The organism is Afipia sp. 1NLS2 (genome assembly GCF_000178995.1).
Lineage (GTDB): Bacteria > Pseudomonadota > Alphaproteobacteria > Rhizobiales > Xanthobacteraceae > Afipia.
Window position 1 is genome coordinate 530,001 of record NZ_ADVZ01000001.1, and the last position, 23,128, is coordinate 553,128.

At 63.1% G+C, this 23,128-nt stretch carries 18 protein-coding genes, 1 tRNA gene, 1 rRNA gene and 1 riboswitch (1 of these 21 running past the window's edge); of the genes, 8 read left to right on the forward strand and 12 right to left on the reverse strand.

The window, feature by feature from the left end:
• Both AFIDRAFT_RS02565 and AFIDRAFT_RS02570 read right to left on the reverse strand, forming a co-directional pair.
• Nucleotides 1-65 (reverse strand) — tRNA-Ile (locus AFIDRAFT_RS02565); it reaches 12 nt to the left of the window's first position.
• 196 nt (nucleotides 66-261) lie between these two features.
• A 16S ribosomal RNA gene (locus tag AFIDRAFT_RS02570) occupies nucleotides 262-1,748 on the reverse strand.
• 698 nt (nucleotides 1,749-2,446) lie between these two features.
• Between AFIDRAFT_RS02570 and AFIDRAFT_RS02580 the strand changes: the two genes are divergently transcribed.
• Entirely contained in the window at nucleotides 2,447-4,510 is a 2,064-nt protein-coding gene (locus AFIDRAFT_RS02580; RefSeq protein WP_040297748.1) for a M23 family metallopeptidase, read from the forward strand.
• Between the two features lie 77 nt (nucleotides 4,511-4,587).
• On the opposite strand, the gene clpB is transcribed toward AFIDRAFT_RS02580, so the two are convergent.
• Entirely contained in the window at nucleotides 4,588-7,221 is a 2,634-nt protein-coding gene (clpB, locus tag AFIDRAFT_RS02585) for an ATP-dependent chaperone ClpB (protein ID WP_009337486.1), read from the reverse strand.
• A 212-nt stretch (nucleotides 7,222-7,433) separates the two neighbouring features.
• Between clpB and AFIDRAFT_RS02590 the strand changes: the two genes are divergently transcribed.
• Nucleotides 7,434-8,204, forward strand: a complete 771-nt coding sequence (locus AFIDRAFT_RS02590; RefSeq protein ID WP_009337488.1) for an MOSC domain-containing protein — start codon at nucleotides 7,434-7,436, stop codon at nucleotides 8,202-8,204.
• Here AFIDRAFT_RS02590 and AFIDRAFT_RS02595 read toward each other — a convergent pair.
• From AFIDRAFT_RS02595 to metX, 3 genes are all read right to left on the reverse strand, one after another.
• Complete coding sequence (locus AFIDRAFT_RS02595) at nucleotides 8,201-8,821, reverse strand: TIGR02594 family protein (protein ID WP_009337490.1); 621 nt, start codon at nucleotides 8,819-8,821, stop codon at nucleotides 8,201-8,203. The two genes, AFIDRAFT_RS02590 and AFIDRAFT_RS02595, sit on opposite strands and share 4 nt — an antisense overlap.
• A 193-nt stretch (nucleotides 8,822-9,014) precedes the next feature.
• Nucleotides 9,015-9,668, reverse strand: a complete 654-nt coding sequence (gene metW, locus AFIDRAFT_RS02600) for a methionine biosynthesis protein MetW (protein ID WP_009337492.1) — start codon at nucleotides 9,666-9,668, stop codon at nucleotides 9,015-9,017.
• Between the two features lies 1 nt (nucleotide 9,669).
• Nucleotides 9,670-10,878 (reverse strand): homoserine O-acetyltransferase MetX, encoded by a 1,209-nt coding sequence (gene metX / locus AFIDRAFT_RS02605; RefSeq protein WP_009337493.1) that lies wholly within the window; start codon nucleotides 10,876-10,878, stop codon nucleotides 9,670-9,672.
• Between the two features lie 57 nt (nucleotides 10,879-10,935).
• Nucleotides 10,936-11,015: riboswitch (SAM riboswitch) on the reverse strand.
• A gap of 138 nt (nucleotides 11,016-11,153) precedes the next feature.
• On the opposite strand from metX, the gene AFIDRAFT_RS02610 reads away from it, so the two are divergent.
• The 3 genes from AFIDRAFT_RS02610 to AFIDRAFT_RS02620 are packed head-to-tail and all read left to right on the forward strand — an operon-like array spanning nucleotide 11,154 to nucleotide 14,073.
• Complete coding sequence (locus tag AFIDRAFT_RS02610; protein WP_009337495.1) at nucleotides 11,154-12,002, forward strand: chorismate mutase; 849 nt, start codon at nucleotides 11,154-11,156, stop codon at nucleotides 12,000-12,002.
• A gap of 17 nt (nucleotides 12,003-12,019) precedes the next feature.
• Nucleotides 12,020-13,114 carry a histidinol-phosphate transaminase gene (hisC, locus tag AFIDRAFT_RS02615; protein WP_009337497.1) on the forward strand — a complete coding sequence of 365 codons (1,095 nt, stop codon included), beginning with the start codon at nucleotides 12,020-12,022 and terminating at the stop codon, nucleotides 13,112-13,114.
• A complete protein-coding gene (locus tag AFIDRAFT_RS02620) occupies nucleotides 13,111-14,073 on the forward strand; it encodes a prephenate/arogenate dehydrogenase family protein (protein WP_009337499.1) in 963 nt (320 codons plus the stop codon). Before hisC ends, AFIDRAFT_RS02620 begins: the two co-directional genes overlap by 4 nt.
• Nucleotides 14,074-14,082: 9 nt before the next feature.
• Here AFIDRAFT_RS02620 and AFIDRAFT_RS02625 read toward each other — a convergent pair whose 3' ends face one another.
• A complete protein-coding gene (locus AFIDRAFT_RS02625) occupies nucleotides 14,083-15,279 on the reverse strand; it encodes a DUF2125 domain-containing protein (protein WP_502685471.1) in 1,197 nt (398 codons plus the stop codon).
• 112 nt (nucleotides 15,280-15,391) lie between these two features.
• On the opposite strand from AFIDRAFT_RS02625, the gene AFIDRAFT_RS02630 reads away from it, so the two are divergent.
• Nucleotides 15,392-15,976 (forward strand): gamma-glutamylcyclotransferase, encoded by a 585-nt coding sequence (locus AFIDRAFT_RS02630; protein ID WP_009337502.1) that lies wholly within the window; start codon nucleotides 15,392-15,394, stop codon nucleotides 15,974-15,976.
• A gap of 6 nt (nucleotides 15,977-15,982) precedes the next feature.
• On the opposite strand, the gene AFIDRAFT_RS02635 is transcribed toward AFIDRAFT_RS02630, so the two are convergent.
• The 4 genes from AFIDRAFT_RS02635 to ftsE all read right to left on the reverse strand — a co-directional run bounded on the left by AFIDRAFT_RS02635 (nucleotide 15,983) and on the right by ftsE (nucleotide 19,187).
• Complete coding sequence (locus tag AFIDRAFT_RS02635) at nucleotides 15,983-16,750, reverse strand: lysophospholipid acyltransferase family protein (protein ID WP_009337504.1); 768 nt, start codon at nucleotides 16,748-16,750, stop codon at nucleotides 15,983-15,985.
• On the reverse strand, nucleotides 16,750-17,460 hold the full coding sequence (locus tag AFIDRAFT_RS02640) for a YdcF family protein (RefSeq protein WP_009337506.1): 711 nt from the start codon (nucleotides 17,458-17,460) through the stop codon (nucleotides 16,750-16,752). The genes AFIDRAFT_RS02635 and AFIDRAFT_RS02640 overlap by 1 nt, the downstream gene beginning before the upstream one ends.
• Before the next feature lie 105 nt (nucleotides 17,461-17,565).
• A complete protein-coding gene (locus AFIDRAFT_RS02645) occupies nucleotides 17,566-18,504 on the reverse strand; it encodes a cell division protein FtsX (RefSeq protein WP_009337507.1) in 939 nt (312 codons plus the stop codon).
• A 23-nt stretch (nucleotides 18,505-18,527) separates the two neighbouring features.
• Nucleotides 18,528-19,187, reverse strand: coding sequence for a cell division ATP-binding protein FtsE (gene ftsE / locus AFIDRAFT_RS02650; RefSeq protein WP_009337508.1), 660 nt, complete (start codon nucleotides 19,185-19,187; stop codon nucleotides 18,528-18,530).
• Nucleotides 19,188-19,358: 171 nt separating this feature from the next.
• Here ftsE and AFIDRAFT_RS02655 point away from each other — a divergent pair, with 171 nt between their 5' ends.
• Both AFIDRAFT_RS02655 and AFIDRAFT_RS02660 read left to right on the forward strand, forming a co-directional pair.
• Nucleotides 19,359-20,219, forward strand: coding sequence for an MJ0042-type zinc finger domain-containing protein (locus tag AFIDRAFT_RS02655; RefSeq protein ID WP_009337509.1), 861 nt, complete (start codon nucleotides 19,359-19,361; stop codon nucleotides 20,217-20,219).
• Complete coding sequence (locus tag AFIDRAFT_RS02660; RefSeq protein WP_009337510.1) at nucleotides 20,219-20,596, forward strand: response regulator; 378 nt, start codon at nucleotides 20,219-20,221, stop codon at nucleotides 20,594-20,596. Before AFIDRAFT_RS02655 ends, AFIDRAFT_RS02660 begins: the two co-directional genes overlap by 1 nt.
• On the opposite strand, the gene AFIDRAFT_RS02665 is transcribed toward AFIDRAFT_RS02660, so the two are convergent.
• Entirely contained in the window at nucleotides 20,590-23,106 is a 2,517-nt protein-coding gene (locus AFIDRAFT_RS02665) for a TIGR02302 family protein (protein ID WP_009337511.1), read from the reverse strand. The two genes, AFIDRAFT_RS02660 and AFIDRAFT_RS02665, sit on opposite strands and share 7 nt — an antisense overlap.
• Nucleotides 23,107-23,128: the final 22 nt, after the last annotated feature.

Here is a 23,128-nt window from a genome sequence, read left to right on the forward strand (position 1 = left end):
GAAGACTTGAACTTCCGACCTCACGCTTATCAAGCGCGCGCTCTAACCAACTGAGCTACAAGCCCTGAACGGCAAGAGGCACAAAGCTGAAGCGACAATCGCTTTCAGCGCCGCCCCCGGCGCGTGTTCGTCCGCGAAGAAAGAGAAACGAAGACGGCGGCGTCCCGCCAATGCAGCTCAACGATCTGGCGATCTGTTGGCCGCTGAATGTTTCTAAAACGAACCGATAGCTGCCGAAGCAGGCTGAAGGTTCATCCTTAGAAAGGAGGTGATCCAGCCGCAGGTTCCCCTACGGCTACCTTGTTACGACTTCACCCCAGTCGCTGACCCTACCGTGGCCGGCTGCCTCCCTTGCGGGTTAGCGCACCGTCTTCAGGTAAAACCAACTCCCATGGTGTGACGGGCGGTGTGTACAAGGCCCGGGAACGTATTCACCGTGGCATGCTGATCCACGATTACTAGCGATTCCAACTTCATGGACTCGAGTTGCAGAGTCCAATCCGAACTGAGACGGCTTTTTGAGATTTGCTAGGGCTCGCGCCTTTGCATCCCATTGTCACCGCCATTGTAGCACGTGTGTAGCCCAGCCCGTAAGGGCCATGAGGACTTGACGTCATCCCCACCTTCCTCGCGGCTTATCACCGGCAGTCTCCTTAGAGTGCTCAACTAAATGGTAGCAACTAAGGACGGGGGTTGCGCTCGTTGCGGGACTTAACCCAACATCTCACGACACGAGCTGACGACAGCCATGCAGCACCTGTGCTCCAGGCTCCGAAGAGAAGGTCACATCTCTGCGACCGGTCCTGGACATGTCAAGGGCTGGTAAGGTTCTGCGCGTTGCGTCGAATTAAACCACATGCTCCACCGCTTGTGCGGGCCCCCGTCAATTCCTTTGAGTTTTAATCTTGCGACCGTACTCCCCAGGCGGAATGCTTAAAGCGTTAACTGCGCCACTGAAGAGTAAACTCCCCAACGGCTGGCATTCATCGTTTACGGCGTGGACTACCAGGGTATCTAATCCTGTTTGCTCCCCACGCTTTCGTGCCTCAGCGTCAGTATCGGGCCAGTGAGCCGCCTTCGCCACTGGTGTTCTTGCGAATATCTACGAATTTCACCTCTACACTCGCAGTTCCACTCACCTCTCCCGAACTCGAGATCCTCAGTATCAAAGGCAGTTCTGGAGTTGAGCTCCAGGCTTTCACCTCTGACTTAAAGACCCGCCTACGCACCCTTTACGCCCAGTGATTCCGAGCAACGCTAGCCCCCTTCGTATTACCGCGGCTGCTGGCACGAAGTTAGCCGGGGCTTATTCTTGCGGTACCGTCATTATCTTCCCGCACAAAAGAGCTTTACAACCCTAGGGCCTTCATCACTCACGCGGCATGGCTGGATCAGGCTTGCGCCCATTGTCCAATATTCCCCACTGCTGCCTCCCGTAGGAGTTTGGGCCGTGTCTCAGTCCCAATGTGGCTGATCATCCTCTCAGACCAGCTACTGATCGTCGCCTTGGTGAGCCGTTACCTCACCAACAAGCTAATCAGACGCGGGCCGATCTTTCGGCGATAAATCTTTCCCCGTAAGGGCTTATTCGGTATTAGCACAAGTTTCCCTGTGTTGTTCCGAACCAAAAGGTACGTTCCCACGCGTTACTCACCCGTCTGCCGCTCCGTATTGCTACGGCGCTCGACTTGCATGTGTTAAGCCTGCCGCCAGCGTTCGCTCTGAGCCAGGATCAAACTCTCAAGTTGGACTTGAACTTTGAACCGGCTGATCACAACGTTTGACGAGGTCCCACCATTTTTTGTTAGCCCAATTCTTGCGAACTAAAGCTAACAGCTGTCTGCGATTCACATCGCTGACAACGATGGTGTAACCTTTGAAACGTGTACCGCCGAAGTCTTTCGTCCGGTCCCGAACTGAAAGCCGAAGCCTTCAATTACGAGACCCGCAAGGACTCCGCCGTCCACGTTTCTCTTTCTTCATCTTTACTTGTCAAACAGCCCGGGACCGAAGTCCCAACTCTCTATTAAGGACCTTCCGACGCCAAATAACAACCGACAACTATCGGCTGTTACTTCACTCATCGGAATGAGGAACCTCAAGGGTGCGCCGTCCTGCCCGCCCGAAGGTCAAGCAACGCCGCACCGGAGTGGGCGGGTTATAGGCCGCCCTCTCGTCGCTTGTCAACGACAATGTCAAGAAATCGTCGCAACGCACCAAAATTCAAGAAGCCCCTGAATTGATTGGCCTGCAGAGGCCTCACGCCGCACTTGAGCCACATTCCTCGGACGTTCTGGGCACAGAAATTGTCGGCCCTGACCGGCATATTTCGAAGATCGGCGTTTTCGGCTATCACTTGTGTCTCCCCGCGGGGGCGGCGGATCGACCGGACGAGCTTGAGCGCGGCACTTTCGGCCCGCTGAACAGACCAGTTGGGGACCACGGCTTGCATCACAGGACGACAGGCGGACAATACGGACGTTCCGCGCCGATCGATCTCGGCCACGAACCGCCATTGTCGGTCGACGGCACGGAAGCCGCCGTCATCGATCGCCGCAGCGTCTCCGTCCAATGGTTCAGCGGCACCATTCTCACAGGTCTTTGCGGCGCGGCCCTGATCGGCGGCGCCGTTTTCGCGTCCCTCGACGGCGAGACCACCTTCGCCAAGGTGCCCGAGCGTGTGGAAACCGCGCTGCGCGGCGCATTCGGCGGTGCCGACAAGAATGCCGTCGCCCGCAAGAGCGACCGCCTGCCGCCGCCGAGCGAGGCCGCAGCGGCACGCCAGGTCATCAAGGTTTCGATGGTCGCCAAGGTCGGTAATCGGGAGGTGGTCCGCGTGCGCCCGTTCGTGCGGATCGCCGGCAACCTGACGCTGTCCTCGACCGACCTTGCCTCCAAGGTGCCCCCTTTCGACGCCCAGCGCATGCTGACCGATGTCGGCCGGACAGCCTCCGACAGTGACGATTCCCGCAATCCAGGTGCCGCCGCCGAACCAGACGCGGAGGTCTCGTTCGTGATGCGGGATCTCGGCAGCGTGTTGCCGCATGCGAAGATCGCAGCGACCGTGCCTGCGGAAGAAGTGCTGAATCAGGTCCGCAATGCCTCGAACTGGCGCGGCAATTCCGGCGTTCGCTACGCCTATAACGGTTCCTCCGGGCTGAAGATGGCCTATGCCTCGGAAGGCAGCATCGATCCCTATCGCGGCTTCGAGGCCCGTCTGGTGCCGGAAAACGTCACGCTTCTCGCCAAGACCCGCGCGCAGGCCACCGGCGGTTCGGACGCCGCCGAGCGGGTGCGCGTCGTCAAGAAGGGCGAGACGGTCGAATCGATCCTGCGCGACGAAGGCGCCAGCGCCAGCGATGCCCATGCCATCGCCTCCCAGCTTGGCGCCCGCGGCCGCGATGGCGGCCTGCGGGAGGGTCTCAAACTGCGCATCCTGATGGCGCCGGCCGGCCCAAACCTGCCGCTGCAGCCCGTGCGCGTGATCGTCGCCAACGAAACCGCCATCGAAGCCGTCGCTGCGCTGTCCGATCTCGGCAAATACGTTGCCGTCGACGTACAGAGCTTCAACGCCTCGACCGAGACGGCTTCCAATGCGAGCGACGAGGACGACGAGGACGATGACGGCACTGGCGTTCGCCTCTACCAGAGCATTTATGAGACGGCCCTGCGCGACAAGGTTCCGCAGCAGGTCATCGACGACATGGTCCGCATCTACTCCTACGATGTCGATTTCCAGAGGAAGGTGCAGGCCGGCGATTCGTTCGAGGTGTTCTTCGCCGGAGAGGACGAGACGCCCGCTGCCGGCGAAAAGCCCGAAATTCTCTACGCCGCGCTGACCACCGGCGGCGAAACCAAAAAATACTATCGCTTCCAGACCCCCGACGACGGCGGCGTCGATTACTATGACGACACCGGCAAGAGCGCGAAGAAATTCCTGGTCCGCAAACCCGTCAACAACGCCATCATGCGCTCCGGCTTCGGCGGCCGCCGCCATCCGATCCTCGGCTTCACCAAGATGCACACCGGCGTTGACTGGGCCACCGCCTATGGCACGCCGATCTTCGCTTCCGGCAACGGCGTGATCGAAAAAGCGGAATGGGAAGGCGGCTACGGCAAATATATCCGCATCAAGCATCCCAACGGTTACGAGACGGCCTATGGCCACATGAGCGCCTTCGCCAAGGGCATGGAGCCGGGCAAGCGCGTGCGCCAGGGCCAGGTGATCGGCTTCGTCGGCTCCACCGGCATGTCCACCGGCGCACACGTCCACTACGAAATTCTCGTCAACGGCCGCTTCGTCGACCCGATGCGCGTGAAGCTGCCGCGCGGACGCTCGCTCGAGGGTGGCATGCTCACCGCATTCGAAAGCGAGCGCGACCGCATCGACGCGATGATGGCGAGCCGCAGCGCACCGAAGGTGGCGCAGAACCAGCCGGTCGTCACGCAGCCGCCCGCCAATCGCGTCCCAAGCCTGCCGCCGATCTCCTCCGCGGTCAGCACGCGCTAGGCAAGCCCCTCCCGCAATAAAAAAGCCCGGCTCAAGCCGGGCTTTTCAGTGTCACCTGCTAGGGCCGACCGGCACGTTCAGTTCAGCACCCGCTTCGCCTTCGGCGTCTCATCGAGATCCGATGCGTCCTCGCCGACCGCCTTTCCGTTGAAGGTCAGGCCGCTCTTGCCGGCCGAAATCTTCACGGTCGCGCCGTCACGCACATCGCCGGCAAGGATCATCTCGGCCAGCGGGTCCTGCACGCTGCGCTGGATCACGCGCTTGAGCGGGCGCGCGCCATAGGCCGGGTCCCAGCCCTTCTCCGCCAGCCAGTCGCGGCCCTTGGCGTCGAGCACGAGGTCGATCTTGCGATCTTCCAGGAGCCCGCGCAGCCGGTTGAACTGGATTTCGACGATCTTGCCCATCTCGCTCTTCTGCAAGCGATGGAACAGGATGATCTCGTCGATGCGGTTGAGGAATTCGGGACGGAAGTGCGTGCGCACCATGCCCATCACCTGATCGCGCACCGCGCCCGTGTCCTCGCCCTCCGGCTGGTTGACGAGGAATTCCGCGCCGATGTTCGAGGTCATGATGATCAGTGTGTTGCGGAAGTCGACGGTGCGGCCCTGACCATCGGTCAGGCGGCCATCGTCGAGCACCTGCAACAGCACGTTGAACACATCCGGGTGCGCTTTCTCGATCTCGTCGAACAGCACGACCTGATACGGCCTGCGCCGCACCGCTTCGGTGAGCGCGCCGCCCTCGTCATAGCCGACATAGCCCGGAGGCGCGCCGATCAGCCGCGCGACCGAATGCTTCTCCATGTATTCGGACATATCCATGCGCACGAGCGCGGTCTCGTCGTCGAACAGATACTCGGCCAAAGCCTTCGTCAGTTCGGTCTTGCCGACGCCGGTGGGCCCCAAGAACATGAACGAGCCGATCGGCCGGTTCGGGTCCTGCAAGCCCGCGCGCGCGCGCCGCACGGCTGTCGAGACCGCGCGCACCGCCTGCGCCTGCCCGATAACGCGCTTGCCGAGCATGTCCTCCATGCGCAGCAGCTTGTCCTTCTCGCCCTCCAGCATCTTGTCGACCGGCACGCCGGTCCAGCGCGACACCACTTGCGCGATACTGTCCGCCGTCACCGCCTCGTCGATCGACGGGTCTTCGGTGACTTCGACCGCCGCCAACCGCTTTTCCAGATCGGGAATGCGGCCATAGGCGAGTTCGCCCGCGCGCTGGTACTCGCCCTTGCGCTGGGCGTTGGCGAGTTCGGTGCGCAACTGCTCGAGTTCGCTTTTCAGCTTCTGGGCGTCGGAGAGTTTGCTCTTTTCCGCTTGCCATTTCGAGGTCAGGTCGGCGGACTTCTTCTCGAGATCGACCAGATCGCCCTCGAGGGTCTGCAACCGGCTCTTGGAGCCCGCATCCGTTTCCTTCTTCAGCGCCTCCTGCTCGATCTTGAGCCGGATGATTTCGCGGTCGAGCGAATCCAGTTCTTCCGGCTTGGAATCGACCTGCATCTTCAGCCGCGCCGCGGCCTCGTCGACGAGATCGATCGCCTTGTCCGGCAGGAAGCGATCGGTGATATAACGGTTCGACAGCGTAGCCGCAGCCACCAGCGCGGAATCCGCGATGCGGATGCCGTGGTGCAGTTCGTATTTTTCCTTGAGGCCGCGCAAAATCGAGATCGTGTCCTCGACGGTGGGCTCGGACACGAACACCGGCTGGAAGCGCCGCGCCAGTGCCGCGTCTTTCTCGACATGCTTGCGATACTCATCGAGCGTGGTCGCGCCGATGCAATGCAGTTCGCCACGCGCCAGTGCCGGCTTGAGCAGGTTGGATGCATCCATCGCGCCGTCCGCCTTGCCCGCGCCAATCAGCGTGTGCATCTCGTCGATGAACAGGATGATGCCGCCCTCGGCGGACGTCACTTCCTGCAACACCGCTTTGAGCCGTTCCTCGAACTCGCCGCGATATTTCGCACCGGCGACCATCGCGCCGAGGTCGAGCGACAACAGTTTTTTGTCCTTGAGGCTTTCCGGCACGTCGCCGTTGAGGATGCGCAGTGCGAGACCTTCCACGATGGCGGTCTTGCCGACGCCGGGCTCGCCGATGAGCACCGGATTGTTCTTGGTGCGGCGGGAGAGCACCTGAATCGTACGGCGGATTTCCTCGTCGCGGCCGATCACCGGGTCGAGCTTGCCCTCGCGCGCGGCCTGAGTGAGGTCGCGGGCATATTTCTTCAGCGCGTCATAGGCGTTTTCCGCGGACGCACTGTCGGCGGTGCGGCCTTTGCGCAGCGCATTGATCGCGGCATTGAGGTTTTGCGGCGTGACGCCGCCCTTGGCGAGCAAGTTGCCGGCCTCGCTGTCCTTGTCCAGCGTCAGCGCCAGCAGCAGGCGTTCGACGGTGACAAAACTGTCGCCTGCCTTCTCCGCGGCCTGCTCGGCCGCCGTAAAAGCCCGCGCCGTCTCGGGCGCGAGATAGATCTGACCCGCACCGCCGCCGGAGACTTTCGGCAGTTTTGCGAGCGCCTGCTCGGTTGCCTGAAGAATGGCGCGCGAGTTGCCGCCCGCGCGGTCGATCAGACCGCCCGCAAGCCCCTCGGGATCGTCGAGCAGAACTTTCAGGATATGGAGCGGGGAAAATTGCTGGTGCCCTTCCCGCAGGGCAAGCGACTGCGCGGACTGGATGAACCCCTTCACGCGGTCGGTATATTTTTCAACGTTCATTCGATGGCCTTCCCTCAGCCTGCCCCGCCGCCTCGAAAGCACGGCGAAGGCATCTTCATTGGGTTACGTACGGCCTAGCCGCAGCCAGCCGGACGCGGGCCGGAAAGCGCCCGGCTTGGCCACAATGTGGGACCACAGGGCTATTTGTGAAAGGGGCCAGATCAAATTTCGGCGTCATTGGCGCGCGGCCAGAACCTCCGTTAAAAAGCGATATGTTTGATCCCTCTCAAGGCACGCTCAAAAGTCTTTACCGCTATCCGGTCAAGGGGCTTTCCCCCGAACCGCTCACTGGGGCCGCGCTGGCCGTCGGGCAGACGGTGCCGGCCGACCGGCGCTATGCCATCGCCAACGGCGCGCTCGATTTCGACCCCGCGCACCCGAAGCATTTTCCGAAAATCCGCTTCCTGATGCTGATGCGGGACGAGCGGCTGGCCGCCCTGCGCAGCCGCTTCGACGATTCCAGCACCACCCTGCGCATCGCCTACAACAACGTCGAGGTGGCGCGCGGCGACCTCTCCACCGCTGCGGGACGAGTGGCAATCGAGGATTTCTTCGCCGCGAACTTCACGAAGGAATTGAAGAGGCCGCCGAAGATTCTCGAAGCGCCGGGTCACAGCTTTTCCGACGTCGCCGCCAAGGTGGTGTCGATCGTCAATCTGGCGAGCGTGTCCGAGATCGAGAACGCGGTTGGGCAGCCGGTCGACCCGCTGCGCTTTCGCGCCAATCTGTATGTCGAAGGATGGCCCGCATGGCGCGAGCTTGAATCGATGGGGCGGGACATTCGCATCGGCCGTGTCCGCCTGCGCGTGACGCGCAACATCGTGAGGTGCGCAGCAACCAATGTCGATCCCGTGACGACGGAGCGCGACATGAACATTCCGAAGACGCTGATGGACCGTTTCGGCCACACCCATTGCGGCGTCTATGCGGAAGTGATCGCCGGGGGCGACGTGGCACCCGGCGACCGAATCGAAATTCCTTAGCTCGACGGCATCACGTAGGCGTAGACGCGCCCTCGCGAATAGGTCGCCTCGGCGACACGATGACCGTGATTGCCGGAAATGATGATCGGGTTGCCCTTGGCATCGATGCCACTGACGACACCGACATGACCACCGCCGCGGCGGCTCATCACCGCGATCGCGCCAACCTGAGGCCCCGAAACGCGATGACCATAGCGCGCGAAAGAACTGGCCATGTCCGAGCCGGTGCCCTTATGACCGGTCTTCTGCAAAACCATGTTCATGAAGCGCGCGCACCACAGGCGCGAGCGTCCGGTGGGATTGCCCTTACCGATGAAGCTCCGCGCTTCCGCCACGACGTTCGAGCCGCCGAAGCCGCCGCCAAAACCACCGGAGGAGTCCATCGATGCATTGGTCTCGCCGAATTGCTGCGCCTGCGCGCGGAATGCACCCCAGCGCGCGCTGTGGCGCACATGGTGGCGATGAGCATGATGCTTGGAGGTGTGATGCTGGCCGACGTGATGCCTGGCGTGATGACGCGGACGCGCCTCGGCCGGGTTGGAGAATGCCGCAACCGCAGCGGTGCACATGACCAGAGCTGCGAGACGCAACGGCGGAAGAGTCGTGGGTCGTTTCATTCTTCGAAGGTTCCTTTACGCATACATTGCGCGCGTGCAGCGCGACATGGCGCGTAAGACCCCTTTCGATGTGGCGAGAAAACGGCACAATTCATACCTGCATGACAGGTATTCGCCATGCGGGCACACTGGGGGCACTTCCGTCGACGAAAACCGGAAGAATCGCGGAAATGCCCTATTTTAGCCGCTCAGATTAATTGCGCCGGGTGAGCAAAAACACGCCCTGCTCGCCAAACATATTCCAGAACCACCACGGCGCATTGAGGCGCAACGGCCTTCCATAAAGGTCGAGCGCGACCGCACGCTCCATCCCGACATTGATCTCGTCGCAGAGCTGAACGAAATCCTTGATGGTGCAGAAGTGAATATTCGGCGTGTCGTACCACGTCGCCGGCAGGTTCTCGGTGCGCGGCATATGGCCCCCGATCAGCAATTGCAGCCGCATCCGCCAGTGCCCGAAATTCGGAAACGACACGATGGCACGGCTGCCGATGCGCAGCAGATTCTCCAAAACCTTGCGTGGCTGCCGCGTCGCCTGCAGCGTCTGCGACAGGATCACGTAATCGAACGAGTCGTCGGGATAACTGTCGAGGTCGGTATCGGCGTCGCCCTGCACCACCGCAAGGCCCTTGGCGACGCAACTGTTCACGCCTTCGCGCGACAGCTCGATCCCGCGCCCATCGACGCCGCGCGCCTCCAGCAATTGCAGAAGATCGCCCTCGCCGCAGCCGACATCGAGCACCTTGGAGCCCGGCGCAACCATTTCGGCTACCAGCAGATGGTCCCCCCGGACTCCGTCGACCTTGGGGAGCTGCGCGGTTGGGCGGAAAAATTCAGGCGCGTTCATATCAACTCACACTGTTCAGACCATGCGTGCTCGCGGCCGCTTCCAGGAACGCGCGCGAGATCGCGAAGAATTCGGGCTCGTCGAGCAGGAATGCATCGTGCCCCTTGTCGGTGGTGATTTCGGCGAAGGACACCCGCGCGCTGCTCGCGTTCAGCGCGTGCACCACGGCGCGCGCCTCGGAGCTTGGAAACAGCCAGTCGCTCGTGAACGAGATCACGCAGAAGCGCGTCCGCGTGCCGAGAAACGCCGCTGCCAGCACGCCGTTATGGTCGGCGGCGATGTCGAAATAGTCCATTGCGCGGGTCAGATAGAGATAGGAGTTGGCATCGAAGCGCTCGACAAACGACGAGCCCTGATGGCGCAGATAGCTTTCCACCTCGAAATCGGCGTCGAACGAGAAGGTCGGCTCGTCCCGATCCTGCAGGCGGCGGCCGAACTTGCGATGCAGCGCCGCGTCCGACAGGTACGTGATGTGCGCGGCCATGCGCGCGACGCCGAGGCCGCGGCGCGGATGCGTGCCATGCTCGAAATATCGTCCCTGCCGCCAATCCGGATCGGCCATCACCGCCTGACGGCCGAGCTCATGGAAAGCGATGTTCTGCGCGGAATGCTTCGCACCGCAGGCGATCGCAAGTGCCGCGAACACCCGTTGGGGATACGCGGTCGCCCATTGCAGAACCTGCATGCCGCCCATCGAGCCGCCGACCACCGCGAACAATTTGGTGATGCCGAGATGATCGATCAGCATCGCCTGCGCGCGCACCATGTCGGGAATGGTGATGACTGGAAAATCCAGCCCCCACGGCTTGCCGGTGGCGGGATTGGTCGAGGACGGCCCGGTCGAGCCCATGCAGCCGCCGACGACATTCGAGCAGATGACGAAATAGCGGTCGGTATCGATCGGCTTGCCCGGCCCCACCAGCGTCTGCCACCAGCCCGGCTTGCCGGTGACGGGATGCGTGTTGAACACATGCTGGTCGCCGGTGAGCGCATGGCAGATCAGGATCGCGTTGGAGCGGTCGGCATTGAGCGTGCCGTAGCTTTGATAGGCGATCTGGAATGGCGAAAGATCGACACCGCAATCCAGATGCAGCGGCTTGTCGGCGCCGAACACAACAAGCTGCGACGACGGATGATCCGCCTCGCGCGCGCGCTCTTCGCTGACCGTAGATTTTTTGCCGACCGGTTGTCGGCTTGCAACGTCGGACATCGTATCTCCAGACCTTCAGGCCCAAAAAAACCGGCCTGAACGAATTGTTCGGCCGGGATCCAGATGTCCCCGGCCTGTTTAGCGAATTCTTTAACGTGGCTGCAAGCCGGCCGGCTCAAATGACCACGGAACAAGGCAAAAATAGTCCTGCGCCACCCCTCCGTCAAGGAGCTCCATCAAGGCGGAGGCCGCTAAACTCCCCTTAGCGTGAAGGTTTTCTTTGCTTTCAGGCACCGTCTTTTCTAATCAGAACCTTCGTTGCGAAAGCTCTTTCCATGCCCGATACACCCTCACCCATTTCACTTCAGGATTTGCGCCGCGAGATCGATACGATCGACGAGCAGGTGCATACGCTGCTGATGCGGCGCGGCGATATCATCGACCGTCTGATCCGCGTGAAGCAGACCCAGGAGGTCGGCTCCGCGTTTCGTCCCGCGCGCGAGGCGGACATGATGCGCCGCCTCGTGACGCGGCATCACGGCATCCTGCCGCTCGACACCGTGGAGAGCATCTGGCGCGTTATCATCTCGACCTTCACTTATGTGCAGGCGCCGTTCTCCGTTCATGCCGACCTGTCGTCGGGCGAAAGCGCGATGCGCGACAGCGCGCGCTTCCATTTTGGTTTTACGGTGCCGTTCCTTGCCCACTTCAACGCGGGTGCCGCCGTCGAAGCGGTCGCGAAATCGCGTGGCGACCTCGCGCTGGTGTCGGCGACATCGAGCCAGACGCCGTGGTGGAGCGTCCTCGAACAGCCGGGCGCGCCGAAGATCATCGCGCGACTGCCGTTCGTCGAGCGCGCCGACCATCCGGCTGCGATGCCGGTGTTCGTCATCTCCCGCGTGGCGGACGATGCACTGGTGACCGAAATCGAGACATGGAGCCTGCACGTCAGCGGCTGGAGCCCGGCCGCAGCGCGCGCCCTCTCGCCGCTGTCCGACGTGCTGGCGGTCGCGGATGCCTCATCAGGCACCGCCGCCCTGCTGGTCTCGGTCGCTCACACCGATGGGATCGAAAAGATCATATCTGCCCTGACCGAGGCAGGCGCAGCCGTGCGGGCCTCCGCTCTCGTCGGCGGCCACGCAACGCGCTATAGGGTGCCATCGCCCGGCACGCCCGCGCCTTGAAGTCTCTGGAGCCAACAATGTCCCGCCCCATGCCGAAACCCGGCATCCTTGAAATCGCGCCCTACGTCCCCGGCAAGAGTGGCGCGGGCATGCATGGGCGCGTGTTCAAGCTGTCGGCGAACGAGGCGGCTCTGGGTCCTTCACCGAAGGCCATCGAGGCCTTTACCCGGACGGCTACGGGGCTGGAAATCTACCCGGATGGCTCCGCGCGGCTCTTACGCGAGGCGATCGGCCGCGCCTTTAACATCGATCCCGCCAATGTCGTCTGCGGCGTCGGCTCGGGCGAATTGCTGCACACCATCGCCAACATCTATCTCGGCCCCGGCGACGAGGCGATCCACACCACGCACGGCTTCCTGCTCTATCCGATTGCGACCATGAGCAACGGCGCCACGAACGTCGTCGCGCCGGAGACAAACTTCGCCGCCGATGTCGACGCGATTCTCGCGGCCGTGACCCCGCGCACCAAGATCGTCTGGCTCGCCAACCCGAACAATCCGACCGGCACCTACGTGACCGCCGCGGAAGTGCGCCGGCTGCGCAAAAATCTGCCGCCGCAAACGCTGCTGGTGCTCGATGCCGCCTACGCCGATTTCTGCTCGAACGCCGATTACGAGGCCGGCATCGAACTCGTGAAGGAAACCGACAACACGGTGATGGCGCGGACCTTCTCGAAGATCCACGGCCTCGCCGCCGTGCGCATCGGCTTCATCTTCGGACCGCCGCACCTGATCGACGTCGTCAACCGCGTGCGCGACCCGTTCAACGCCAACGGCCCCGCGATGCAGGCGGCCATCGCCTCGCTCGCCGACACCGGGCACTACAAGGCGGCGCAGGCGCATAATGAAAAATGGCGCGCGTGGTTGACCGACGAAATTTCAGGTCTCGGCCTCACCGTGACGCCGAGTGCCGCGAATTTCATCCTGATCCACTTCCCCTCCACACCGGGCAAGACCGCGGCGGATGCCGATGCTTTTCTCACCAAGCGCGGACTGATCCTGCGCGCGGTCGCGGCCTACAAACTGCCGCAGGCGTTGCGGCTCAGCGTCGGCACCGAGGAGCCCAACCGCCTCGTCGTCGAGGCGCTCCGCGAATTCATGGGTGCAGCGTGAGCACGATCCAGTTCAACCGCATCACCATCATCGGGCTCGGCCATATCGGCTCCTCGATTGCACGCGCGATCAAGCAGCTCCATCTCGCCAATGAACTGGTCGTGACGGACGGAGCCGCCGCCATCCGCGCCCGCGCCGCCGAGATCGGATTGGGCGACCGCGTGGCGCAGAGCAACGTCGAGGCCGTGACGGATTCCGACCTCGTCATCATCTGCGTGCCGGTCGGAAAACTGGGCCAAGTCGCCGCTGAAATCGCGCCGCATCTCAAGGCTGGCGCGATCGTCTCAGATGTCGGCTCCGTCAAAGGCCCGGTGACGCGCGAAATGGCAAGTCATTTGCCGAAAACGATTCATCTCGTGCCGGGCCATCCGGTCGCGGGCACGGAGGATTCCGGTCCCGACTCCGGCTTTGCCGAACTCTTCATCAATCGCTGGTGCATCCTGACGCCGCTGCCGGACACGGATGCTGCTGCGGTCGAAAAGCTCGCAACTCTCTGGCGCACCATCGGCGCCAATGTGGAGACGATGTCACCCGATCATCATGACTTGGTGCTCGCGGTGACGAGCCACCTGCCGCACTTGATCGCCTACACCATCGTCGGCACCGCCGAGGACATGGAGAAGGTGACGGAGGCGGAAGTTTTGAAATTCTCCGCGGGCGGCTTCCGCGACTTTACGCGCATCGCGGCGTCCGACCCTACGATGTGGCGCGACATCTTCCTTGCCAACAAGGACGCGGTGCTGGAGATGCTCGGCACGTTCCAGGAAGACCTGTCGAAGCTCACCCGCGCCATCCGCCACGGTGACGGCGAGGCGCTGTTCGATCATTTCACCCGCACGCGGGCGATCCGGCGCGGCATCGTCAATCTTGGCCAGGATTCGTCCGGCGCTAATTTCGGCCGCCCGACGGAAAGGCTCCCGCAGGATGCGAAACCGGCGACACCGGCACCGTCGAAATAATCTTATCGCCTAGAACAGCGCCGGGGTCTGCGCCACGCGCAGCGGCCCGAGCAGCAGCGCGCCGTCCATGAACCGCAGCGTGATCGCCCGCGCGGGGCGGCCTTCCAGCGTGGTCTGCTGGCCGATCAGGTTAAGCCCCGCGATCAGTCCCGCATTGGCGTTCTTTCGCGCAACCTTGCCAAGCCCCGGAATGATCCGGTCGAGCGAATCGATCACCTTGTTGACGTCCTGCGTCGAGACGCCCGGTGCGACGTTCGACGGCGGGGCGCCTTCAGCGAGAGCCTTCTCAAGACCCAGCGCAGGCACGATCTTCTCGAAACCCGCGATCGTCATCTGCAACTGGCCGTCGAGATGGCCGCTTGGCGTCAGGCTGAGGGTACCCGCCGCCACCGCGATGGTGTCGCCCTGCTGAATGCGCGATTCGGTGACGTCGATGCCGCCGCCATTGGCCTGAATTTCGCGAAACCGCTCCGGCCACGGCTTCGGCGCAAAATCGTTGAGCCCGCGCAGCTTCACATGAATGGCTTCGTCAAACGGCGTCGCCAGCACCGGATGGACGTCCTGCACGCTGGCGCCCTCGCTGCGCAACACGCTCTCGATCACCGGATGATCGTTCAGTTCGCCCTCCACCAGCCGGATATGCCACTCCAGATGCTTGGCGCTGAAAAATGGCGCGGTCACCCCCGCCACGATCCGCTCGACGACGGGATCGTTGAACTCCATGGAAATGCGCTTCGGCAGTGACGGCAGGCCTGCGGCACTGGCGTGGCCAAGGCTCCAGTTGGCGGTCGCGAACGGTTGCTGGCCGGTTTCGCCGACCGTCACCGGCCCGGTGAATTCCGCGATCACGCGGGTCGGATCGTAAATCTGGGCGACGGCGAGGATCTGGCTGAGTTTGGCTGTCAGTGGTGTCTTGGTGGCGAATTGCTGCGCGGTCTGCGCCGTAAGCGAGATCACCGGATCGACGCAGCGCACCTCGAAGCGGAATGGGAAACCACCGACATCACGCTTTGAGCAATCGTAAATCCGGCCGGATTTCGCCTCACGCGCCTGCCAGCCCTTGAACTGCGCGTCGACCTCATGGGAGGCATAGAACCAGAATCCACTCCAGCCGATGGCGGCAAGCAGCAGCAGCGCGGACGGAACAAAAACCGGCCATAACCGGCGGCGGCGGGGCAAAGGAGCGCGTGGTTCGGCATAAGTCATCATAGGCGGTCCCAGAGCATTCAAATCCGGCGGATGAAAGACACTCATTGCCGCGTTAGGTCTTGAAGTCCAGTCGAACAGATATGATGATTCACTCAAGAAGGCGCGATTCATGGCGATAAGACCCATTCCCGACGAAGACCTGCCCCAGGGGGACCTGTGGGTGTTCGGTTATGGATCGCTGATGTGGCGTCCCGGCTTCGACTACATCGCTGAATTTCCCGCGCGGCTGATCGGCGAACACCGCGCATTATGTGTCTTTTCGCACCATCATCGCGGCACGGCGGAGCGGCCGGGCCTCGTGCTCGGGCTCGACCGTGGCGGCACCTGCCAGGGCACCGTGTTCCGCGTGGCGGAGAGCCTGCGCAAGGTGACACTCGATTACCTGCGCGAGCGCGAGCAGATCACCGGCGTCTACCGCGAGGTTCTGCGTTCGGTCTCGATCGAAAGCGATGCCCGTGAACGAGTTCAGGCGCTGGCTTTCGTGGTCGATCGCAGCCACCCGCAATATGCGGGGGCGCTGACGGTGGAGCAGCAGTTACACTATGTCGCGCACAGCCACGGCGCCTCCGGGGCCAATCGCGACTACGTGATCTCGACGGTGAAAACGCTGGAAGCCCGCGGCTGCCACGACGAAACACTGCACCGTCTGGTCACGCTGCTACAAAACGAAGCGCCGCTGCAGGAAGCGGAATGATCCGCGCTACGGCGCGGAAAATCCCATGATGCGCTCCTGCTCCGCCCGCCCTTCCCGGATCAGGCGGTTGCTCGCATCCTCGATCGCGGACGAGACCTGCGCGGTGAATTCGTCGCGCGAGAGCCCTGCCGGAATAGGTTTCAGGAATTCCACCACCAGCGTGCCGGGATAACGCAGGAAAGTACGGCGTGGCCAGAACAGGCCGGAATTGAGCGCCACCGGCAGACAAGTGACGCCGCAACCGACATAGATCTGGCTGACGCCCACCTTGTAATCCGGCGGGGCACCGACCGGACGCCGCGTGCCCTCGGGAAAAATGATGAGCTGCCGCCCGCGCTGGACCTGATCGCGTGCGTTCTTCATCATTTTCAGCAGAGCGCGTCCGCCCGACTCGCGGTCAAGGCCTATCATCTGCGCCTTGACGAGATACCAGCCGAAAAACGGAATCCGCGTCAGCTCGCGCTTGAGAATGAACAGCGGCTGATCGAAGAACGGCATCAATGCGAAGGTCTCCCACGCGGATTGATGCTTGGAGGCGACCAGCAGAGGCCCCTCGGGGATATTCTCGACGCCGCGATACTCCACCTTCACATTGCAGATCAGCGTGAGCAGCCACGCGCTGGTGCGCGCCCATGTCTTGGCGATCCAGATAATGCCCCAGCGCGGCATCGCGTAGGTCGGCAGGCCGATCACGCACCAGAGGATCGTGTTGAGATAAAACACGATGTTGTAGACCAGCGAACGCACGAACAGCGAAAACTTCGTCATGCGCATCAACCGGCCGATGCCGACGGCTTGGACACCGCACCGCTTTTGGCGGGCTGCTCCTCCCATTCGGGAAAATTGATGCCGAACGCCGCGAGGCGCACGCGGACCTGCGCAACCAGATATTTCACGTATTCAAGCGCCACCAGCCGCACTCCGGCGGGGCTGTTCCACCATGGCTCCCCGCGCCACGCTTCGCTGACCACGGGATAGAAGATGAGATCGATGTCGGGCATCGCGTGCGTCAATTCCACGGTGGCGCGCGGCATGTGGTAGTTCGATGTCACAACGATCAAAGAATGAAATCCGCGTTCCTTCACCCAGCGCCGCGTCTCGGTCGCGTTGCTGCGGGTGTTGACGGCGGAACGGTCGAGATCGACGCAGCATTTCAGCAGCGCCTGGCTCTCCGGCTGCGCGCGCAGGATGTCAGCGGCGCCATTGGCAGGGTGCACGCCGGAGATCAGCAGCCGCTTGCCGTAACCCTTCGACAGCAGGTCGAGCGCATCCGCCACGCGCGAGGCGCCGCCGGTCAGCACCACGATTCCATCGGCATGGCGGTCTGGCTTGCTTTCCTCGGAGCGTAGCTGCGAGGCAAACCAGGCAAATCCGGCAAGAAAGATCACGAAGAACGAGAACAAAAACCGCGTCACCGGCCAGCCGCCGGCGCGCGCCCGCGCTTCGGCCTCGCTCATTTTCGAATGGTCCGGCCTGCTGGTCATGACCGTGATGCGCTCCGTCCCGATCGTATCGTTTCCCCGCGCCCAAAATGCCCGAACCGGCAGCCGCCCGCAATCATTCCCACAGCATCATTCCCAAGCCCGCCTTCAATCGATCTCGTCAAGCGTCGCAAACAGCGTCCGGCGCGACGCCCATGCCGTCACCGCTGCGATCAGCATCGCCTGCCCCGCGAGCACGAGATACCCGGATGCCGGCAGCGCGAACGTGCCGAGCAGCGCCGCGAACTGGTCGCCCGCAGGCGTGCCGGAAAACCAGCTTGCGATGGATTCCGAGAATCCGAACACCAGGATGGCGGCGACACCGCCGATCACGCCGCCCTCGAGCCCCAACTGGAGGAAGTGCCGGAAGAAGCGGTTGGCGATAAAGCGATCCTGCGCGCCGACGAAATGCAGCACCTCGACAATCGGCCTGTTGGCGGACATCGCGCCGCGCGTCGCGAACGACACCGAAATCACGGTGGCGAAGATCACAAGGATCAGAACGCCCGTGCCCGCCAGCACGATCGCGCCGCTCATCGAGCGCATCCGTTCGATCCAGGCACGATGATCGTCCACCGTGGCAGACGGCGCGATCGCCACGAGACGTTTCTGCAGATCGGCAATATTGAGAGAGCCATCCGGCGTGACCCGCGCCACGATGATGCGCGGCACCGGCAGGTCGTCGATGGAAAAGCCCGTGCCGAGCCATGGCTCGAGCAGCTTGGCGGATTCCTGCTTGGTGAAGGCGCGCGCATCGACAATGCCGGGCTGCGCGCGTACGGCATCGGTCACCGCCTTGACGTCGCGGTCAATGTCGCGGCCGGAGGTCGCCCGCAACTGGACGGTGATTTCGCTTGCGACATCCGACTGCCACTGTGCGGCGGACGCCCGCACCAGCAACACCGCACCGGTGGTGATGGAGGCGAGAAACGTCATGATCGCGACCACCGCGACCAGCGCGCGGCCGGACATCGAGCCGCGCGGCACGATCGGCGAGACGTTGCGCGCCGGCCCATCATCCTCGGTCTGGTAGTTCGCATCAGTCACGGCGGTGCACCTGAGTGAAAAGCCTACTCATAGATATGCAGCCTGGATTCATGAAGGACCATGCGGCGTGCCTGATACTGATCCATCAAGGCAATATCGTGGGTGGCGATGATGACGGCGGTTCCGGTCTTGTTGAGCTGGATGAAGAGATTGAGCAGCCGCCTTGCCAGCGATGGATCGACGTTACCGGTGGGCTCGTCGGCGAGCAGAATCTGCGGCCGCGCGATCACCGCACGCGCGATGGCCGCGCGCTGCTTCTCACCGCCGGAGAGGATCGGCGGCAATGCGTCCATCCGCTCGCCGAGCCCGACCCATTTCAACAGGTCGATCACCTCGCGGCGATAGCTCGACTCGTCCTTGCCCATGACGCGAAACGGCAGCGCCACGTTTTCATACGTCGTCATGTGATCGAGCAGGCGGAAATCCTGCAACACGATGCCGATGCGCTGACGCAGCCGCGCGATGGCATTCTTGTCGAGGAGCGAGATATCCTGTCCGAACATGTTGACCAGGCCGCGCGTCGGGCGCAGCGACAGGAACAGCATCCGCAGCAGCGAGGTCTTGCCCGCACCGGAGGGGCCGGTGAGGAACTGAAAGGAATGCGCCGGTATCTGGAACGTCAGATCCCGCAGCACCTCCGGACCAAGCCCATAGCGCAAACCGACATTTTCGAATCGGACCAAGCTCAGCTCCGTTCGGAAAAGGGCGCGAATTCCATGGCGGGAACAATTCCGCCGCAAAACAGGGACATATCTGTCGCCAGTCTTGGGACCAGTCTTGGGGCCGTTATGGTTTCCGATTCGTTAACGGACGCCGCATAGACTGCGGGCGGCTCATTCTCGGCGATTCGATTTATGCAGATCATCTGTCCCCATTGTACGACATTCTACGACGTGGACTCGTCCAAATTCGGCGCCGCCGGCCGCAATGTCCGCTGCGCGCGCTGCGGCGAAACCTGGCTCGCGAAGCCGGAATCCGCCTCCGCGATGGCGGGGCCGGACCCGTTCGAGGAGGTCGATGCGGGCTGGGGTCTGGCGGCGGAAACGCCGGTCCGTGAGGAGGACACCCCTCACGTCCAAAGTCCGTCCATCGCCGCGGACTGGCAGGATGAGTATGCTTCTCACGAGGCAACCGATGGCGAGGATGAACCTCGCGCATCCCGCAGGCCCGAATGGCTGCAAAGCCTGCTGCGCCCGCTGCAACCGATGCTGCAAACCCGTTTCCTGTCCGGCATCACATCCCGCATTCCGGGCGTGCCGCACCTGCGGCCGCCGAAGGTCAGCCTGGCTTTCACCAGCACAGCGATGGCGGCCGTCTGCCTTGGCCTCATCATCTGGCGCGCCGATGTCGTGCGACTGATGCCGCAGACCGGACCGTTCTTCAAAATAGCCGGGCTCGGCGTCAATCTGCGCGGGCTTGAGTTCGACAAGCTTCAGCTCTCCTCGGAGATGGTCAACGGCAAGTCAGTGCTGGTGATTCAGGGGGCGATGAAGAACATCACCCGCAAGCCGGTCGAACTGCCGCGCCTGCGCTTCATTGTCCGCGACCAGAACGGCACCGACATCTACGCATGGAATTCCGTGCTGGAGCAGCCCGTGCTGAAGGCCAACGAGCGGCTGGCGTTCAAGTCCCGCCTCGCCTCGCCGCCAGCCGAAGGCCGGGAAATCGCCGTTCGATTCTTCCAGCGCCGGGATATCGGAGCCGGGGCAACCTGATGGCGAAAATCCTGATCGCTGACGACGAGGAGTCGATGCGCCTCCTCGTGGCGCGCGCCATCGCGATGGACGGACACGACATCACCACCGCGCAGGACGGTGCGGAAGCGCTCGACATCATCACCCGCGCCAATGGCGCATTCGACCTGCTGCTGACCGACATCAAGATGCCGGTGATGGACGGCATCGCGCTCGCGCTCGCGGTGGCGCGCGACTACCCGAAGCTTACGATCGTGCTTATGACCGGCTTCGCCGACCAGCGCGAGCGCGCCTCGGGCCTCGAGGCCATCGTCCATGACGTGGTAACGAAACCGTTTGCGATCGCCGACATTCGCACAGCGGTCGCCGACGCGCTCGCCTCGCGACCGGCTCAATAGTCCTTCAAGAGACGCTCGATGTAGTCGAGTTCGATCTGTGGGCGGTACGAGTCGCCAAGCCGCCGCCGCAGTTCTTCCAGAATACGGCGGACGCGCTGCACGTCGATCTCGCCGGGAATCTTCACGCTCTGATCGTCGCTGTAATCGCGCCCCTTCAGCGGCCGCCCGAGCGGATCGGTGTCCTGCCCGCCGCTCTGACGCTGACCGAAGCGATTGCCCTGCTGGCCTTCGCCGTCGCCCTGATTCTGCTGCGCGAGGTTTTGCGCGCCCTTCTTCAACGCCTCGACCGCGCGGCCCTGCGCATCCACCGCACCATTTGCGCTGCCCTGACCAAGCTGGCCTCCCGCTTCGCCCATCGCGTTGTCAGCGTCGCCGAGCGGATTTCCTTCGCTCAACTCGCCGTCTTCACCGGGCTGTTTCCCGCCCTGCTGGGGCATCATGCCCTTCTGCTTCATGCCGTCGAGCAGCTTCTGAAGGCGGTCACGCAAGTTCTGCTGCTCACGCTGCAGATCGCCCATCGCGTTGCGGCCTTCCTGCTGCTCACGGCGCGAGTCACGCGAATTCTGTCCCTCATTATAGGTCTTGTCGCGCAACTGCTGCTGCTTGCGGGCGAGATCGCTCAATTCGTTGAGCGCCTGCTGCATATCCTGATCGCCCTGCCCCGGCTGCGCCATCTGCAGGTTTTCCAGCATCTGCTGCATCTGTTCGAGCAGTTGCTGCGCGGCTTCCTTGTCGCCGGAACGCGCCAGACGCTCCATGCGATCGATCATCCCCTTGAGATCCTGCTCACTCATCACCCGCGCATTGCGGTCGAGCGGGCGCGCAAGCTCCTGCGGATTCTTTTGCAACTGCTGCGCCAGTTGCCGCAGATAGTCGCTCAGCGCCGCACGCAAATCCTGTGTGAGCTTTTTGATTTCCTCATCGCTCGCACCGCGTTCCAGCGCCTGCTTCAGCGCATCCTGTGCCGCGCGCAGCGCCTTTTCGACATCGGTGACGTTCTTGTCCTCGATCGCCACCGCCAGCGCCCACAGGCTGTCCACCGTGCCGCGCAACGCCTCGCGCGTGTTGGCATGTGCGAGCTGGTTGGCAACGGCGTGGAGGCCGAGATATTCGCCCGACTCCGGCGTGAACGCCTGCGGCGCGACCAGAAGCGCTTCCAGCGCGATCATCACCAGCGGCTTCTGGCTGGCGTCAAGCGCCAGAATCCGGCGCTGCTCGATCAGGGCGCGCGCCAGGGGCTTGTTGAAGACGCGCTGCGGCAGCCGCATGTTGAAGGGCTCGCTGCGTCCTTCGTTGCCGGCTTCGTCCTTGGCCGTCAGGGTCAGCCTGACCTCCGCACCCGCATAAGGATGCTCGCTCAGATCCTTCACGGTCTGACCGACACCCGTTTTCGTCCGCGCGCTCGGCAAGCCCAAAGCGAACGCGATCGGATCGTACAGTGGCGAGGTGGCCTTTTCCGGCGTGCCATCGTCATCCGAATTGCGAAGCGCGATATGCGCCTGCGCCTGCGTGACGCCGTAATCATCCTCGAGCTTGTAGGACAGCGACAAGCCACCATGCGCCTGCCGCTCGGGGTCCTTCGCCAGCGCAATTGTCGGCGCATGATCGGGAATGACCTTGAACGACCATTGCGGCAGCGAGGACGGCGAGCGGACCCGCGCGCTGCCATCGGTTGCGATGGTGAAGCGGCGCTCGTCGGTGTTCTTCGGCGCGTCCCCGGTCTCGGCCGCAGCGGCGACACCGCCGCTCAGGCTGACATCGAGCGAACCGCCGCTGGCGCGCACGATCAGCGTGCTCCCTGCCGGAACCGAGATCGGCTCCTCAGCGGAAGCTGCCTTCTGCGGACCGGAGATCACGACTGGCGGACGGTTGGTGTAGGGCGGCGGATCGACCCAGGCATCGATTCGCGCCGGAGTGCCCGAGAACATCCCGTTCCAGTCGAAGGCCTGCATGAAACGCGCGGTCCGCTCGTCGCCCGCAGCGATGAAGGTCGCGATCAGCAACAGGATCGCCGCCGCGCGCAGCGCCAGCGGATCGTGGCGTGGCAGATCTGGCGACGGCAGCCGCGCGCGGATGCGGTCGAGCGAGGCACGCATGCGCGCGCGTTGCGCATTCCACAATGCGAGCGCTACCGGGTCTTCCGACTTCAGCGTGTCGGTCAGCGCGGTCGCAGGACGATGAGCGATGCCGGAATCGAGGTCGAGACGGCGCAGCGCCTCCTCGCGGGCGGGCCAGCGAAAGCGAACAAGCGGCACCAGCGCGGCAAGACCGGCGATGGCGAAAATCGCCACGCCCGCGACACGCAGGACAAACGGCGCCACCATCCAGACGCCTGCCCAGGCGGCGGCGAGAAACAGGCCCACGACCGTCAACACCCGCGCCAGCGATGGCCACAGCCGCTCCCACGCGATCGCAAGCCGCGCATGTTGCACAGCGCGGGCGATCGCCTTCAGCAGAACGTCCTCCTCCGAGGGAGGTGTCTGCGGGGAATCGGGTATCTGGCCGCTCACGAAAATCTCCGGTTAGGCGAAG